The 17,153-nt window shown below is 36.3% G+C and carries 16 protein-coding genes; 6 read left to right on the forward strand and 10 right to left on the reverse strand.

What is annotated here, in order from left to right; translation table 11 throughout:
• Positions 1–116 precede the first annotated feature (116 nt).
• Positions 117–605, forward strand: a complete 489-nt coding sequence (locus GX311_04270; GenBank protein ID NLK15594.1) for a ferritin — start codon at positions 117–119, stop codon at positions 603–605.
• A gap of 197 nt (positions 606–802) precedes the next feature.
• Positions 803–1,282 carry a hypothetical protein gene (locus GX311_04275; protein ID NLK15595.1) on the forward strand — a complete coding sequence of 160 codons (480 nt, stop codon included), beginning with the start codon at positions 803–805 and terminating at the stop codon, positions 1,280–1,282.
• Between the two features lie 119 nt (positions 1,283–1,401).
• On the opposite strand, the gene trxB is transcribed toward GX311_04275, so the two are convergent.
• Positions 1,402–2,388, reverse strand: a complete 987-nt coding sequence (gene trxB / locus GX311_04280) for a thioredoxin-disulfide reductase (GenBank protein ID NLK15596.1) — start codon at positions 2,386–2,388, stop codon at positions 1,402–1,404.
• Positions 2,389–2,753: 365 nt separating this feature from the next.
• Between trxB and rplS the strand changes: the two genes are divergently transcribed.
• Positions 2,754–3,101: a 50S ribosomal protein L19 gene (rplS, locus tag GX311_04285; protein ID NLK15597.1), complete on the forward strand. Its 348-nt coding sequence runs from the start codon at positions 2,754–2,756 to the stop codon at positions 3,099–3,101.
• A gap of 92 nt (positions 3,102–3,193) precedes the next feature.
• Here rplS and GX311_04290 read toward each other — a convergent pair whose 3' ends face one another.
• Genes GX311_04290 through GX311_04310 form a run of 5 tightly spaced genes read right to left on the reverse strand, consistent with a single transcriptional unit; the run spans position 3,194 to position 8,152 of the window.
• Entirely contained in the window at positions 3,194–4,351 is a 1,158-nt protein-coding gene (locus GX311_04290; protein NLK15598.1) for an RtcB family protein, read from the reverse strand.
• 4 nt (positions 4,352–4,355) lie between these two features.
• The gene (locus tag GX311_04295) at positions 4,356–5,216 is read right to left on the reverse strand and encodes a 4-amino-4-deoxychorismate lyase (GenBank protein NLK15599.1); all 861 of its coding nucleotides are present in this window, start codon (positions 5,214–5,216) and stop codon (positions 4,356–4,358) included.
• A gap of 11 nt (positions 5,217–5,227) precedes the next feature.
• Entirely contained in the window at positions 5,228–5,710 is a 483-nt protein-coding gene (locus GX311_04300; GenBank protein NLK15600.1) for an HAD-IIIA family hydrolase, read from the reverse strand.
• 45 nt (positions 5,711–5,755) lie between these two features.
• Entirely contained in the window at positions 5,756–6,370 is a 615-nt protein-coding gene (locus GX311_04305) for a rhomboid family intramembrane serine protease (protein ID NLK15601.1), read from the reverse strand.
• Between the two features lie 33 nt (positions 6,371–6,403).
• A complete protein-coding gene (locus GX311_04310) occupies positions 6,404–8,152 on the reverse strand; it encodes a toxin-antitoxin system YwqK family antitoxin (GenBank protein NLK15602.1) in 1,749 nt (582 codons plus the stop codon).
• Positions 8,153–8,391: 239 nt separating this feature from the next.
• Here GX311_04310 and GX311_04315 point away from each other — a divergent pair, with 239 nt between their 5' ends.
• Positions 8,392–9,141: an NADPH-dependent oxidoreductase gene (locus tag GX311_04315; protein ID NLK15603.1), complete on the forward strand. Its 750-nt coding sequence runs from the start codon at positions 8,392–8,394 to the stop codon at positions 9,139–9,141.
• A 24-nt stretch (positions 9,142–9,165) separates the two neighbouring features.
• Positions 9,166–10,830: a hypothetical protein gene (locus GX311_04320; protein ID NLK15604.1), complete on the forward strand. Its 1,665-nt coding sequence runs from the start codon at positions 9,166–9,168 to the stop codon at positions 10,828–10,830.
• 186 nt (positions 10,831–11,016) lie between these two features.
• Here GX311_04320 and GX311_04325 read toward each other — a convergent pair whose 3' ends face one another.
• Positions 11,017–12,828: a dipeptidase gene (locus GX311_04325; protein NLK15605.1), complete on the reverse strand. Its 1,812-nt coding sequence runs from the start codon at positions 12,826–12,828 to the stop codon at positions 11,017–11,019.
• 304 nt (positions 12,829–13,132) lie between these two features.
• Between GX311_04325 and GX311_04330 the strand changes: the two genes are divergently transcribed.
• Positions 13,133–13,702, forward strand: coding sequence for a hypothetical protein (locus GX311_04330; GenBank protein ID NLK15606.1), 570 nt, complete (start codon positions 13,133–13,135; stop codon positions 13,700–13,702).
• A gap of 76 nt (positions 13,703–13,778) precedes the next feature.
• Here GX311_04330 and GX311_04335 read toward each other — a convergent pair whose 3' ends face one another.
• From GX311_04335 to ndk, 3 genes are all read right to left on the reverse strand, one after another.
• Complete coding sequence (locus GX311_04335) at positions 13,779–15,206, reverse strand: peptidase M64 (protein ID NLK15607.1); 1,428 nt, start codon at positions 15,204–15,206, stop codon at positions 13,779–13,781.
• A gap of 1 nt (position 15,207) precedes the next feature.
• The gene (locus GX311_04340) at positions 15,208–16,587 is read right to left on the reverse strand and encodes a hypothetical protein (GenBank protein NLK15608.1); all 1,380 of its coding nucleotides are present in this window, start codon (positions 16,585–16,587) and stop codon (positions 15,208–15,210) included.
• 101 nt (positions 16,588–16,688) lie between these two features.
• A complete protein-coding gene (ndk, locus tag GX311_04345) occupies positions 16,689–17,126 on the reverse strand; it encodes a nucleoside-diphosphate kinase (GenBank protein ID NLK15609.1) in 438 nt (145 codons plus the stop codon).
• Positions 17,127–17,153: the final 27 nt, after the last annotated feature.

Below are 17,153 nucleotides of genomic sequence, written 5' to 3' on the forward strand. Positions count from 1 at the left end.
TTGTGAAAAGCAAGTTAGCATAAACAAAATCTATCTATATTTGTTACTAACTAAATATCCCGGAGATATTTATATAACTATGAATTTTAAACTAATTAACTAAAAAATAGAAAATTATGATTTCGTCAAAATTAGAAAGTGCAATTAATGAACAAATTAATGCCGAACTATGGTCAGGATATATGTATCTTAGTATGAGTGCATATTTTGAAGAAAAAGGGTTGACAGGATTTGCAAAGTGGATGAGACTCCAGGCAGAAGAGGAAAAAGATCACGCTTACAAATTTTTCGATTATGTTAATGAGCGTGGAGCGAGAGTTATACTTAAACCCATTGCAAAGGTTCCAACAACATGGAAAAATCCTCTCGATGTTATGAAAGAAACCTTAAATCACGAAAAACATGTTACTTCATTGATATACAAATTAATGGATTTAGCTATAGCTGAGAAAGATTATGCAACCCAAAGTTTCTTGAATTGGTTTATTGATGAACAGGTTGAAGAGGAGGCAAGTGCATCAGATATCGTTACTCGTTTAGAGATGATAAGTGATAGTAAAAATGGGCTGTTTATGTTAGACAGGGAACTTGGAAGCCGAGAATAATATAAGATAGTTAGCAGTTTCAAAGCCCACTGAATTTTAATATTTTGTGGGCTTTTATTTTGATCAAAAATGGCAAATAGGGGTAAGGTTGTCAATAAATATTGTAAATTTGTAGATACTGTTTTTTTGCACGATACTTGTGAAAACATACTGCAAAAATCAAAGAGCCAAAATATTAACTTTAAAATGAATCAATTATGAGAAAAATACAATCATTTGTAGTTGTTATGTTTTTGACTTTGCTCACATCATCTTGTGTGAAAGAGGAACCTGTATATGTTTTGCAAAACAATGGATCAAATACTTATGTTTTTGATAATTTAATAGGAAATGTAAGAATAACCATCTATAATACCCCAAATAGTTATGATATTACAGTAGTTAATGGACCGGGAAGTGTTATAGGTTGTGCAATCAGAAATTACTCATCTCCATCAACTATCTATTTCAGCGATGCGTATATTCCAAAAGGAGGTACAGAAACTCAATCTTCCTCTGCAAATGGCATTCCATTAGGACAAAAACTCGAACTGAAACTTGTACTTTACAAAACAAATGTTTCATCTGCTGTCTATAGGCTTATTGAGGCTTTAGGACTTGATTTTTGGGACGGTATTAATCGATATAAGGAGAATATTGCAGCAGAATATGTTATAGTTTTTAAGATGAGCAATTAACAATTAAGTTAAAAGTTAAAAGGAGAAAGGCACAAGTTTTAGGGTTTGTAACACTTTTTCTTGTACTTTTTTCCTTTTAATTTTCCGTTTATTATTAAAAAATTTAGGGTTGAGCGTTTTTACAGTTTGTGTTCACCCAACCAACGTTCTGCATCAATAGCTGCTTTACAGCCGGTGCCTGCCGCTGTTACGGCTTGTCGGTATGAATTGTCCATAACATCGCCACATGCAAAAACGCCGGGAATATTTGTGTAAGTTGATGTTCCTTTAGTTTTAATATACCCAACTTCATCTGTTTCGATATAAGGTTTGAATACGTCAGAATTTGGAGTGTGTCCAATTGCAAGGAAAAAACCGTCAATTTTTATATCAACAATGGTTTCGTCCGGCTCGCCCATACGTTTAATAAGTTTCGCACCTTCGACAACGCTATCTCCGTACAACTCTTTGGTATTGTGTTCAAAAAGCACTTCGATATTTGGTGTTGACATAACTCTCTCTTGCATTATTTTAGAAGCGCGTAAAAATGGTTTGCGCACAATAACATATACTTTATTGCATAGACTTGCTAAATATAAAGCCTCCTCTGCAGCTGTATCGCCACCGCCAACTACGGCAACATCTTTTCCGCGATAGAAAAAACCGTCGCAAGTTGCACAGGCAGAGACCCCAGAGCCTTTGTATTTTTCCTCACTCTCTAGACCCAAATAGCGAGCTGTTGCGCCTGTGGCAATAATTACTGTATCGGCTGTGATTAAAGTTTTATCGTCAACCCAAACTTTGTGAGGGTGTTGGCTAAAATCGACCTTTGTAACAATTCCCCAACGAGAATCGGCACCAAAACGCAATGCTTGTTTTTGCAAATCTTCCATAAGATTGTTCCCTGTTGTGCCTTCGGGATATCCGGGAAAATTTTCAACTTCGGTTGTGGTAGTTAACTGACCTCCGGGCTGAATACCTTGATAAATAACAGGATTAAGATTTGCACGAGCAGCGTAAATAGCTGCGGTGTAGCCTGCTGGTCCTGAACCAATAATCAAACAGCGAACATGTTCTTGGGCATCACCCGATGCAGGGCCACTTGATGTGTTTTCTGAAATATCCATTTTTTTAAAAAAACTCATTTTGAATAGTGTTATATGTTAGTGATATTGTTTATTTGCAAATTAATGAAATCTAAATAGAAAATAGTAAACATATCAAATTAAATGCCGACATAAATTTGATAGGACTTTTGTTAACTGTTAGGAGTGTTCTTATGACAATGTGACATAAAAATATCTATATTTAGCAAATTTAGCATGGTTTAAGTATTTTGTAAAACTTTAGTAAAAATAAAAAAAATATGTCTCTTTTATGCGCAATTAATTAAAAATATGTATCTTTGCGCTCCGATTGCAATCTCTGGCGAGAACATAGGAGTCCGCTATATTGCAATTGAACATGTTAAAAATCAATAAATTATACCGAAATGGACTTAATGAATGTTGTTAAAGAACATTTTAAACAGGAAAATGATTTCCCCGCTTTTCGTGCAGGAGACACAATTACCGTACACTACAAGATTAAAGAGGGAAATAAAGAGAGGATACAGCAGTACAGAGGCGTTGTTATTCAACGTCGTGGTGTTGGTCTTTCAGAAACTATTACTGTACGTAAAATGAGTGGTAACATTGGTGTTGAGCGTATTTTCCCCACCAATTCGCCATTTATCGAGAAAATAGAACTTAATAAAGCTGGAAAAGTTCGTCGTGCACGTATTTTCTACTTGCGTGGACTTACTGGTAAAAAAGCTCGTATTAAAGAGAGAAGAATGTAATTTGCGAATATGCGTTTACATATGTCTAGAACCTTGTGTTCTGAGACAAAATCGGACAAAACTACGGATAAGTTTTGTCCGATTTTTTTGTGTTAACCCTTTATAACAGCTAAAGGCTCTAATTCGACATCAATTTTAACCAAATCAGATTGATTTTTCATAACAGTCTCAATATCTTTATATGCACTGGATGCCTCTTCTAAATCACGTTGTGAACGAATGGAGTGTATAACGTTTTTAGATTCAAGCAGTTCAATCTCTTCTTTAAGGTTTAAAGTTCTGATTGCTTGTTTACGCCCAAGTTTTCTGCCTGCACCATGACTACACGATTTAAAGCTCTGCTCGTTTCCTAAACCTTTTACAATATAGGATTTACTACCCTGTGAGCCAGGAATTATACAAGTTTCATCTTTCTGTGCGCGAGTTGCCCCTTTACGATGAACCCAAACTTTCTCTCCAAAATGTGTCTCTAAAGCCGCGTAATTATGCGCTATATCTACAGGACTACCGAATGCGGCATTATTAACAACCTGAGCAACAGATTCGCAAACTCTTTCCATCATCAGTTTTCTGTTGGCTAAGGCAAATGCAACGCAATAGTTCATTTCATCTATATAGTGTTGAGCCTCAGTAGTATCGAGTGGGAGATAAGCTAAATCCCAATTAGCAGGAACAATTTCGGGTGTTTTGCTATTCATCCTTTTTGCCGCTTTGTTGTAGTGGTCTGCAACCTTTTTACCTAGATTCCTGCTTCCCGAATGCACCATCAGCCAAATACGATTGTTGCTACCTTTCTGTATCTCAATAAAATGATTTCCGCCTCCCAACGTGCCTAATTGAAACATCGCCTGTTCGTATTCTTGAGTTATCATGGTGTGTTTTGGAAGCTTAGGCATTAGAGTTTGATCTTGTTTTTGCTTATGCCATTTGAAACCCAACGGTATTTTACTTCTTATGATGGACATTATATCCCTTAACTGCTTATTTTCAATATGTTCGATATTAGTTTGAACTGCACACATTCCGCAGCCAATATCAACACCAACAGCGTTTGGAATAATTACTTCCTTCGTTGCTAATATGCCACCAATAGGCATTCCGAAGCCCACATGTGCGTCAGCCATTAGCGCAATATGCGAAAACGCAAAAGGAAGATTTGCAAGGTTTTTGGCTTGCTTAATTGTGTCTTCGTCGGCATCATCTAACCATAGTTTAATAGGAATTCGTTCGCTATTTATTATATCAATCATATTATCAATTGTTTAGCTCTGTTTTTTTGTTAAGCAGTGAGATTAATGATTTTGATAAATGGTTGTAAAATCTAAAGTTTTTATATGCAATAACCCACCGTATTCCATTGGTGGCATTGGTAAGGAACAGTTCGGTGGCATTTTCAATATCGTGTGGAGCTAAGCTCTGATTATCAACAACTTCAATTCCTGATTCACGTGCAAGCTCTATCACTGTGTTTCGCATTATTCCATTTACGCAACCATCGGATAGAGGTGGGGTATAGAGTATTTTGTTTTTGTAAATAAAGAGGTTAGACGATGTCGCTTCAACCAAATTTCCTTTATGGTTTATCAACAGAGAGTCGTTTAAATTATTTTTATAGGCATAATTAGCTGCCATAACACGCAATATAGCCGATGTGGTTTTAAGTGATGATATTACAGAGGGATATATAGGATTATCGTTGTAAATGCCTACGGATAGACCTTTGGTGTTCAGTTCAAATTTTCCTTTTTCGATTGGAGATGCTTCAATACAGTATTCTACCTTATTGTATTCTGGATTAAGTCCTCCTGCGCCACTGCGAAAAACTGTAAACCTTAAACTTGAAGCTACCAAAAACTTATTTCTATAGAGCAGACGACTTACAGCGTTTTCTATTTCTTGAATTGTCGGTAGAGACTCGATGTCCATGTTCATAGCCTTCATGCTTTCGCACAAATGCTGATAGTGCTCGTTTAAGAACAATATCCGAGTACCCCGTGCTCGCACGGTTTCATAAATCCCGTCACCATATTTAAAAGAACGATTTTGTATTGAAAGCCACGATTTTTCAGGCTCAATATCCCCATTAATGCATACGAATAATGGCTTTTCTGTCATTTTTGCGATAGTTATTTTATCTGTCCAATATACTCAAATATATTGGTATTGGCAGGAACTATGATGGATTTTAGATTTATGGCGTTTGCAGCCTCAAAATCGGTTTTACTATCGCCGACAAACCAGCTTTTTTCGATATCTATATTGTGTTTGGCTATTAACTTCTCTAACATCAAGGATTTGGGCTTTCGGCACAAACAGTTTTCAAGCAAATTGTGATGTGGACAAATGGCTATATCTCTAATCTTAATTCCTTTACTACCAAGAATTTCAAATATTTTGCTGTGCAGTGTTTCCACTTCCTCTTTGGTGCAGATACCGCGAGATATCCCCCCTTGATTGCTGACAATAAAAAGTTCGTAACCTAAATCACAAAAATGTTTTAAAACTTTTTCAATTCCAGGGTTGAACGTCCACTGCTCAAATTTGTATATGTAGTAGTGTTCGCTGTTATCGTTAATTACTCCGTCACGATCTAAAAAAATAGCTTTCATTATTTTGGATTGTTTTTTAACGTTTGTAGTATTTAATGCTCTTATTTATAAATTAAAAAGTAAAAGTCGGCTAAGAAAATACTTTATCAAATTAGGTTCAAGTAAAATAGGAAACAGAAGTCCGAATATAGCTCCGTAGAAATGCGCATCGTGACCTATGTTATCTATTCCTTTTTTAGCCATATAGTAGCTATAAACAAGATATAATATTCCAAATACTATCCCCGGAATTGGCAGAATCCCGAAAAAAAGTATCATTTGATATGGTTCAAAAAATATTGCAGTAAAAACAACTGCTGACACTGCTCCGCTCGCTCCTACAGCATTGTAATAGACGTTGTTACGATGCTTTCTAACACTATATAAACTCGAAATTGCAACTGCAAAAACATAGTACAATATAAATAAAAGGTTGGCATTCATAAATTGAAAAACGTAGCCAAATGCCGATATAACAAAATTACCGAATGAATAGAGTACTAACATGTTGATTATTAGATGTATCCAACCTCCGTGCAATAAAGCATGAGAAAATAGCCTGTACCACTCTCGGTTATGCACAATGCGGTATGCATTAAATTGCAATTTACTCATTATGCTATAATCTCTAAATGCGTAAGCAGAAACAATAGATGTTATAATTATTATTGTAAGAATCATAAAGTCTTGTTTATCAGTAGTTAAAACTGTAATTTATCTTCTTCTTTTATCTTTTGCTTTTTCAGGGTCTTTTTTATCGACAATTGTTTTTACAAGCTTGTCGTTTTTATATTGGGCTTCGTAAACAATAGTGCCGTCTGGTTCGGTAAAGCGTAGTAAGCCGTGTTTCTTCCCGTTTTGAAAATTCCTTATGCTTTCAACGCTTCCGTACTTATGGCGGGTTATCCACGTGCCGTTTGGTCTGTCGTTAACCCATGTCTCTTCGCGCAAGGCAACCTTTTCGTTTAGTTGGTCGAAATACTTGAATTCGCCGTGTTTTAGACCGTTTGCGTAATTTCCCGACATGATTATTTTTCCGTTGTGCTGGAATGTTTTAAAGATCCCGTGAAGCTGTCCGTTTTTGTAATTCTCTTCAGACATTAATTTACCGTTATCGTACCAATATTTCGATTCGCCATTTAAGACATGGTCGGTATAGTTTACTTCGTAATATTTTTGTCCGTTTTCATACCAACCTGACCAAAGGCTATCCATTAAACCGTTTTTAAAATAGCCACTAACATTTAGTTGACCGTTTTCGTACCATGTTTGCCAAAGTCCGTGCTCTTTGCCGTTTTTGTAGTTGCCCTCTTTGAATTTTGTGCTATCTTCATATAAATATAGCCAATGTCCAACCCTTATACCTCTGTCGTAATAACCTGTTTTCCACATTCTGTTACCGGAGTAGTACCAAGTCCATTTGCCGTCTAATTCGCCTTTATTGTAGTCGCCTTCGTTGCCTTTGTCTCCGTCTGTGCGGTAATAAATCCAGTGTCCGTGTTGTAGGCTATCCGCAAAATTGCCCTCGATATCGGTCTTCCCATCTTCAAAATACCACAGAGCGTGACCGTGCATACGACCGTCAATAAAATTAATCTTGCTTTTTTCAATCCCTGTTTGATAATATGTAATTACTTTGCCATCGTATTTGTCGGCTTTGTAGGTTGCCTTTTTGATAAGTGTTCCGTTTTCATTCCAAAACGACCAGTCGCCTGTTTTTTTGCCGTTTTCGATGTAGCCTTGGGTTGCTTGCACTCCATTTTCGAACCATTCACAGTTCTCGCCATTTTGATTGTTGATAGTGCTACGCTTGTTGCCATTTGGAAACCATGAAGTCCAAGTGCCTGTCTTTAAGCCGTTTGTAAATGTGCCCTCCTCTTTTTTTGCGCCTGAACTAAAGTAAAATATCCATAAGCCTTGAGGTAAACTGTCATTAATAGCTCCCTCCTCCAATAGCTTCCCGTTTGGATAAAAACCTTTGTAATAGCCCTTTCCGTTGAAAACAAGTGTATCCTCATTTTTTGATATTGCGGTAATGATACGTGGCTGACCATCAATAAAATACTCCTCCTTTTCTAATTTGCCGTTTTCGTAGAACTGTTTCCATGAGCCGATTTTTATTGCAAAATCATATTGTCCAGAGCTTTTTAGATTTCCGTTTTCGTACCATTCAAAGAATGCGCCATCATGTATTCCTTGCGAGAAGTGTCCCTCGTTCTGTTTTTTGCCATTTCTGTAGTAGTAGGTAATTTTACCGTTGGCAACACCTCGGTCATATTCAATCTCTTGCATTAATCTGCCCTCGCGGTCGAAATATTCCCATTTACCATGTTCAAAGCCGTTTAGAGTAACCCCTTGAGAAGCAATTTTGCCATTATCCCATTTGGTCGATACTTTTTGAGTTTGAGAGAAAGATACGTTACAGATTAATAATAAAAAAGCAACTGTGATTGACTTATGCATGATTGTATATTGTATTATTTGCAAAGCAAAAATAATTCTTTTTTCAGAAACTGCGGGGTTTTAGTTGGATATAAGTATTATAAAGCCAGTTTAAATTGCAATAGTTTTGAGAATCAGAATGCACCGCAATAACCATCCAAATATCTTTTTCAACAAACATACAACATTTAATCAAAATTTCAGTTAACTTTAGCAGATACAACAATTCATTAAATTTGCAAACAAAAAACACAAATAATATGTTAGAGACAATTTCAAAACATCGTTCAATTCGCAAGTTCAAACCGGATGCTATTAGCGATAGCATTCTTACAGAGATTTTAGAGGCTGGTACAAGGGCTTCCAACACTGGTAACATGCAGTTATACAGCGTTGTAGTTACCAAAGACAAAGAGATAAGGGAGAAGCTGTGGGAGACTCACTTTAAACAAAATATGGTGTTGCAAGCACCAGTGCACATTACTATCTGCGCCGATGTAAACAGATTTCACAAATGGTGTGAATTAAACCAAGCCCCTGTCTCTTACGACAACTTTTTCTGGTTTATAAATGCAACTATTGATGCCACGCTTGCGTCACAAAATATCTGTTTAGAGGCTGAAAATAACGGACTTGGAATTTGTATATTGGGAACCGTTCTGTATAATGTGGATAAAATTATTGAGATATTGGAACTGCCCAAAGGTGTTATTCCTCTGACTGCCATAGTTTTAGGTTATCCAGATGAAAACCCTCCACTGACTGACAGACTACCTTTGGATGCTGTTGTTCACTACGAGAAATATAAAGATTATTCTCCCCAAGCAATTGAAAAACTGTTCTTTGAGAAAGATAATTCAGAGTTTTACAAAAATATTGTAGAGGAGAATGGTCTTAAAAACTTATCATTAGTTTTTACTGAAAGGAGATACCCTCGTGCCAGCAATATCGAAAAAAGTGAAGAACTCCTTGAAACATTAAAAAAGCACGGGTTTTTTAATCACAAATAAAAATTGTCACGAGATGATTGGTTAATGAAGTTATCAATATCAAATATCATAGCTGTTAGAGCAATTTACATTGTTTTATTGTTAACCTTTTTCGTTTGCCTTACTGTGCAGGGTTTTCCGAACAATAAAAATAACAATTTTGAACTAATTCAGAGTGATACCGTTAAATTTAAAAAGATAGATAGACGGATTGAAAGACTTCATAATCAAGGATTTATAACAGCATCGTTTGATTCTATATTTAATGATTCGGGTGCTGTATCAACAGCATTTCATAAAGGGGAGGTTTACAGGTGGGGTAATTTTCTCTTCAACGACTCTTTGAAAGAGGATTTGCGAGCATTAAAAAAGTTGCAGGGCAAAAAAGTTAATTTAAAGAGATTAGAGAGAATATTAAACTCAATACTTTTTAAGAAAGTATCTACTGGCTACCCCTTTTTTAAGTTGCAATTGTCGCCACAAGTTGCTGATAATTACATTATTGACTGTAATGTCGAGACCGATGGGTATAGCTCTCCGGTTTATATTGATACCATTGTTTTGCCCACTAAAGCCAGAATTTCTAAGGGATACATTACCAACTACTTAGATATTAAAGAGGGCAATCTCTACAATCACGTTATATTAATGTCTGTCGAGGAGAAAATCGAGAAGTTGAGTTTCCTTGAATTAAAAACACCCTTAATCAGCAGATTTTCAACGCAAGGGGCGATTATTGAATTGCCAATTGAGGCAAAGATGTCGGGTTCTTTTGGTGGTATGCTTGGCTTTACAACTTCCGAGACCGACAACAAGCTACAGATAACAGGCGATATATCGCTTAAACTGCAAAATGCTTTTAAAAGAGGAGAATTTATAAATCTATCGTGGAAAAGTGCAGCAAACAAGAGCCAGACATTGTTAGTAAAATCTGAGTTTCCGTATCTGTTCAGCTCGCCATTTGGGTTATACGCAAATATTAATATTCAAAAAAAGGATACGACACTTATTAACACTGACAACGAGTTTTCGGGTATCATACACCTAAAAGGTTTAAATCAACTCAGAGCAGGGATTAACTATCGGACTAACAGCTTTTTAACCTCAACAGACACGACGCTGTTTGATACCAAAACAGTTTTTTATAACGGTGCCTATATTTTCAATAATGTTGATAATTGGTATAATCCCTCGAAAGGAGTTGAGTTTGAGATAAATCTAAAAGTTGGTAACCGACAAAAAAGGGATTCCACTATGGCGAAGAATGCTATCTATAGTCTTTATTCTCATTGTGTTAAGTACTGGAGATTGTCTGCAAGAAATGTTTTGGCAACATCTATTGAGGCGGGAGCATTAAAATTCAAGGATAAACTTTGGGCAAGCGAGTTGTTTAAAATAGGAGGGATGTACTCAATTCGCGGATTCGACGAAGAGGCAATTTTCGCATCAGAGTTTATTTTCAGTACAATTGAATACCGTTATCGTTTCGAGCAAAGAAGTAACGCCTTTGTTTTCTTTCAGTTTGGAGGCTATAAGTCGGAATCGATATTAAGAATCACAAGTTCGTATCTCTTTTCAGGTGGGATAGGAACAATGCTAAACACTGGCGTAGGTATGTTTACAGTGATGTATGCAATGGGCAAATCTAAAGAGCAGGATTTAAGACTGAGAACGGCGAAAATTCATTTTGGGTATGTCACAAGGTTTTAGAAATGAGAATAGTCCAAATGTAGTGGCTTCGATAAACCCAGCCACCGTGCTACCGGTCGCTGAGTGTATCAAAACGACCTTTTATATTTGAATTAAGTCATTATGCCAATTTGGATAGAATCAAAAAAGCAAGACCAATATTTCTATTAATCTTGCTTTTAATTTATTTTGTTGATTAGTAGCTGATTATCTTCTTCGCTTAATTAAAATAAACAGCAATAGCACTGATAATGCCACTATTATACCAATCATAATATTAAGATTAGCTTTGCTAATTGTAATTGTAGCTTCGTGTTGCGGCATGTTTTTTTGTCCGATAACTAACAGTTGATCTTTTGTTTGTTCAGCTATCATGCGTAGGAACCACTCTGGATAACCGGGCTGTTCAACAAGAATAACACCTTCGGGAGTTGTTTTGAACACACCGTTCTCCTCGGGTTTGACGTTTCCGTCAATATATTTTACAACAAGGAATTGGAATAGATTTTTCCAACGATTAAATAACGCTTGTCCTGCATTTACCGAGAATTCAGTTAAATATGCAACAGCTTTATTTTGGTCTTTTTTGTAAATCTCCAATGCTTTGGCATCGGTCTCTTCAACTTGTTGTTTGAACTTGGCTTCCATTTCGTCCATTGCTTTTTTAACATCAGGGTAAACAATGTTATAACGTAAATAAGTCCAGTTTGAAACTAAATTGAAAATCCAAAACGCTGATGTTTCTGAGAAAGTAGCCATATCGCCATTTCCTTGTTCGAAAGCGTGTGGGATTTTTGTAATTGATGAGTATAGAGGCACATAAACACTTGTTGCAGCATCATCTACACCAAACCAAATTATACCACCTATTTTGTCGGGCATCCACGAACGCGACTGAGTTACAAATGAAAATCCTGTTTGCTGTGTGGCTGTCGTACGCTCATTGCAATATTCGACACCATCAATTTCCCATGTCATCGGACGCCAACGATAAGGCATTGCAAAAGGTCCTGCACCAACGTCGTTAGCCATGTTAAGCTCAGTTCCTTCAAGGTGGTCGCGCATATAGTGCATTAAATCTTGAGGAGAGACTTTGTTTTCAGGCTTAATCCATAAGGGCATACGGTTTGTTCCTATTCCGTGCTCATCTTTTTGAATGTGACCTTTGATATAATCGAAGTGTTGCCACATATCTTTGTTTACGTCTTTGAAGAATGTCCAAACTCTCAATTCGCAAGCACGAACACCACCAAAATCAAGCGGATTGTATATATCTGAGAAGCTAAAATTTTCGTCTGAACCGTTGTAATATCCCATTTCGCGTGCGAAGGTTATTACGTCGGGTGAGTTAAATGTAGTTTGATTTTCGTCAAACCAGTTATTTTCTGTAGCAAATGGGAAAGTCGTAATACGAGCTTGGTTGGCGTGTCCCGAAACATATCCATCGGGAATCATTCTTGCTACCCAAACAGCTCCTTTATTTCCTACTCCCTTGCCAATCAACTCCATAATCCAAACTTCATTTGGGTCGGCAATTGAAAAGGATTCGCCTGAACTGTAATAGCCATACTCAGCAACAAGTTCTGTCATAATTTTCATGGCTTCGCGAGCATTTTTAGCGCGCTGTAAAGTAACGTAAATCAGACTACCATAGTCCATAATTCCAAGAGTATCAATAAGTTCTTCCCGACCCGTAAAGGTGGTTTCGCCAATTACTAACTGAAACTCGTTCATATTACCTACAACGTTATATGTTTCAAGGGCTTGAGCAATTTCACCAAGATATTTGTGGCTATCCCATTCATATATTTTCAACATTGTTCCGGGCTTGTATTTAGCTGCTGGCCAATAATATACTTCTCCGTACAGCTGATGCGAATCGGCTGAATAAGTTACCATTGTTGAACCGTCGGTTGAAGCACCTTTGGTTACTAAATAGTTCGTACATGCATCGGTCGTGTTTGTTGTTGAAAAAACCAATATAACAGATGCTAAAATTGCAATAGGTTTAATTCTCATATTATTAATTTTTAGGTTTATATTACTCTGATTTTAATTTTAGATTATAATGACGTGCTATTTTGCTTTCATAATATTACAAAGATAAGAAAACTAATAAATTACTACAAGGATAGATTAGGTTTTTAAGTAAATTTCGCACATTTTTGCAGTTGGAAGTAGGAAGATTGAAACCGAAGTCCAAAGACAGACGGTAGTGCAGTAGATTGCTTGGTAATTGAGAGGAGGCTAAGATATTGTAGAGACGGAGCATGCTCCGTCTCTACTTTAAACTTTATAAACTTTAAACTTTTAACTCAAAGATATGAAAACCAGAAAGTTTTTTCGTTTGATACACAGGGAGTTTGGCTATTTCTTTGCGGCTATGACAATCATTTACGGTATTTCAGGTGTTGCGTTAAATCATCGCAACGATTGGAACCCAGATATGGTAATAACACAATATAAAGATACGATTGACGATAATATTAGTCTTGTAAATGTCAAAAAAGCAGAAGCAAATTCTATTCTTAAAACGTTGAATATCAGCGATGAATATAAAAGTCACTACTATCCTTCAGAAAACAGTCTAAAAATATTTTTAGATATCTCTGGCGGTAATGGTTCGGTTGTAATTAATACAGAGACGAGAATATGTGAAGTTGAGAAACTTGAACGGCGTTATTTCTTTTATCCAATCAATCAAATGCACCGCAATTCATTTAGAAAAGTGTGGACTTGGGTAGCCGATATTTTTGCCGTAACGTTGATTGTATTTGCTGTTACCGGTATCTTTATGATGAAGGGAAAATATCAATTGTCGAATTACGGAATATATAGGGTTATTGCGGGTGCGCTTATACCTTTAATCTTTTATTTTGTTTATTTATTTTGATTTACAAGGGCTTTCATATAATAAAAAATCGCAGTTCTGTTTTAATAGAACTGCGATTTTTTTAATTACAGAAAAACTATTTTACAAATCTTTTTCCAACCAAATCGAATGCTCTGACACATGCAGGACAGAATTCCAATGTACGTGTAAACATTGTGCAGTTGTGAGATGAACGATAAACGCCAAGCGCATGATATTGAGCTCCTTCAAACAGTCCTACTTTACCGAAATAGTCCATGGTTTGGAAAAGACTATCCTCAAAGCGTTGTTGATCTCTGAACAGTTTTGTCATTTCAGCCTCTGGGGCTTTGTTTTGTCTCAACTCAACCCTGATTTTTTGAATACCCATGCTGTGCTCATCAAAAACCGCTTTATTCCAAGGGGTTGGAACAGGGGTCTCGGCTTCAATTAAGTCACCCCATTTAATTTTGTCACGTTCAGTTTGTATAGTTACATTTAGTTCCCATGGCTCAATCAAGGTGCTACCCATTTCATAACTTGTGGCAGATGTGTAGTATTCATCAGCTAAATCGGCGAAATGGTGACCAAACTCGTGTACAAACAGGTACTCTTTAAAATCGTTTGAGGCTGCCGCGGTTATGTAAAGGTTGTAAATACCTCCACCGCCGTAGGTTGTATCATTCATTAATATTGCTGTAAACTCGTATGGAACAGCTGAAGCAACATTTCTTACTACTTTGTTTTCGTATGTTAAAGCATATCTTTCGCTATCAAAAGCACCGTAAGTAACGCCGAGTGCAGAGCCTTTATATAAATCCTGATGTGGGTGGTTGCAACCTGATGTTGGAGAAGGGGTAAACACTGCGCGTACGTTAAATTTATCTTTAAGGTTCTGAAATACATTCGATTCCGACATTACTTTTGCAAAGTAATTAGCGTCACTTAGGAATTTCTCTTTTTCGTTTGTGGTATATCCATCGCCAAGAACAACAATATCAATGCACTCTTCGGGAGCTCCGCTGATGTAAATAGGGAACGTCTCGTTGCAAGCAGGTGCGTAGGCATGGTTTACTCTGTGATGTTTCAGGCTTAGGGCGTATTCCCAGCACACATCAAATTCGTTTTTGTCGTTGCGTTTGTAAATAACGATTTTTACATCGTTTTGGGGCCATGGAAATCTGAGTGATTCGTGAAATGAACCCCACTGCTCTTTAGCTTCGGGAATTGTTTCCCATTCGCCGTAAATACTTGCATACCCTTGTGAATAAAGCACTTTGCCTTCATTGTCTTGAACCTCAAAAAAGTATTTTCCAAGTCTTAGGTCATCAATGTTATTCGATTGGTTTCCAGCCCATGGACCATCGTTAACAGCCTCGTCGAATGTGAAATGTTCGGTGGTAGCGTTGCCAATGTGATAGTAGTCAAATCGCATGGTTTGTAAGTTGCCTTGTGGAGCAATGTCTGTTGGTTTTTGCGGTTGTGGCTCCGTACAACCTTGCAATATCGCAACAAGAAGTGCGACTAATAAAATAGAGTTTCTCATGTTAATTATGTTTTTGAATTATATCGTTCGTAAAAATTAAATTCTTGCATTTTTCTACACTTGAATCACAAAATCTCATAATCCTGTTGAGTTTCAGTGAGTTCATTATTTTTCTATATTTGTTCGTATCAAATGTAGTGATAAAAATTGCAACGATAAAAGGTAAAGCAGGTAATTTATATCGTACTAAAGCACCTAAAACTGGGGTTGTGATTCCAATAATCGTGAGTAATATAACTGAAAATGATATACCGAAGAATATGTGTGGGGGATATTTTTTTGAATAATTTGCAAAAACTAATCCCAATATAATAAATACAACGATAAACAGATTCTCTAATGCGGCAGCAAATGTCATAATATTGTGACATTCAAACAGATGAGGGCGAAAAAGAGCGTTGCAAAATCCCATAGGCATAAGTTTAAATATAGCTGATAGTGAACCATCTAACCGAGGTAAATCGACGGCGCTACCCACATCTGTCATATTTGTTATCATATTGATAAAATCATTTTGTTTGCCCGATATTACATTAATTAAATTATAGTTCGGACTTATTAAATGTATGTTAAATGCAATTAGTGCCACTGCAACATGTATGGCTGTGAATGTTAAAAATCTGTGTTTGCTGTAAAAACGATTTAAAATTAACCACAGCAATCCCGGTACTACTGATAAAACAACATATATTTTTGTATGTGCAAAGAGATATCCTGAGATTAATAGTACGATCCAGGCTTTCCAGTTTTTACAATTATCAAGAATAAGTTTTAGTGACCACAATAGAAGCCCAAGAGCAAATATTGTAATGCTCTCCTTAAGTATTGCCGACCCCCAAAACAAGATGGTTGGCATAAAAAATATAATTAGAAATAGTGGTGTTAATCGTTTGTTACTTAATTCATTAGATAGAAATCGGAAAATGGCAATTAATCCAATAAAAGAGATTAAATTAAAAAACAGATTGTGTGTGTGGATATTGCCACCCGAAAACAGCCTTATAAATCCATTAAATCTGATAACGGTTTTATTTTCGTTGTACATATCGTAATCATAAGGTTTTTTCCAGCGAGGTATAGTTTTGTTATACTTAGCTAAATGTGGTTGATCGTCATTAATTCCTGTGAGCAATGAAAAATAGTCAGAGGGAGACTCTTTCAACGAACTGTGAAGAACTTCTCCAGCTTTGAAATAGATGTGCATATCCGATGTCTCTTCTGAATAATAATTTGAATAAATAAATAGGGATATAGCTCCAAACACCACTTTTATCAGGAACAAAACACGCAAGACATTTGGTTTTATGTTGGAATTACGTAGAAAAGGCAGTCTCCCTACAAGCCACAGTACTGCAATTAGATAGATAAAATATAAAATCATAATTCAATAAAAAAACACTGTGATATTGTTTAGAAACAATATCACAGTGGCAAAATTAAAACAATTGAACTAATTATTGACAAATAAAATTGTGATTGTTATTAAATTAAATCATGTTTATAAAACCGATCTTTTCTAGAGAAAAAGAAATCGGCTTCTATGCGTGCTCTTTCGTCTGAGTCAGAGCCATGTATGGCGTTTTTAGTGATATTTTCAGCATACATTTTTCTGATTGTTCCCTCTTCTGCCTTTTCGGGATCGGTGTTGCCAATTAGTTTTCTAAAATGCTCAACTGCCTTTGGGCGTTCTAACACGGCTACAACAATTGGTCCCGATGTCATAAAATCGATAAGCGTGGGATAAAAAGGTTTTCCCTTATGCTCTGCGTAGAAAGTTTCAGCCTCTTTCCTTGTTAGCCACAATGTTTTCATGGCTGCAATATGAAATCCTGCCTCATCAATTTTAGACAAAATTGGAACAACAAAGTTTTTAGCCACAGCTCCGGGCTTAATTATTGTCAAGGTAATATTACCTGTCATATCTCTCATATACAAACAATTAGTTTA

It is taken from the genome of Bacteroidales bacterium (assembly GCA_012519055.1).
In the GTDB taxonomy this organism is placed as follows: domain Bacteria; phylum Bacteroidota; class Bacteroidia; order Bacteroidales; family Salinivirgaceae; genus JAAYQU01.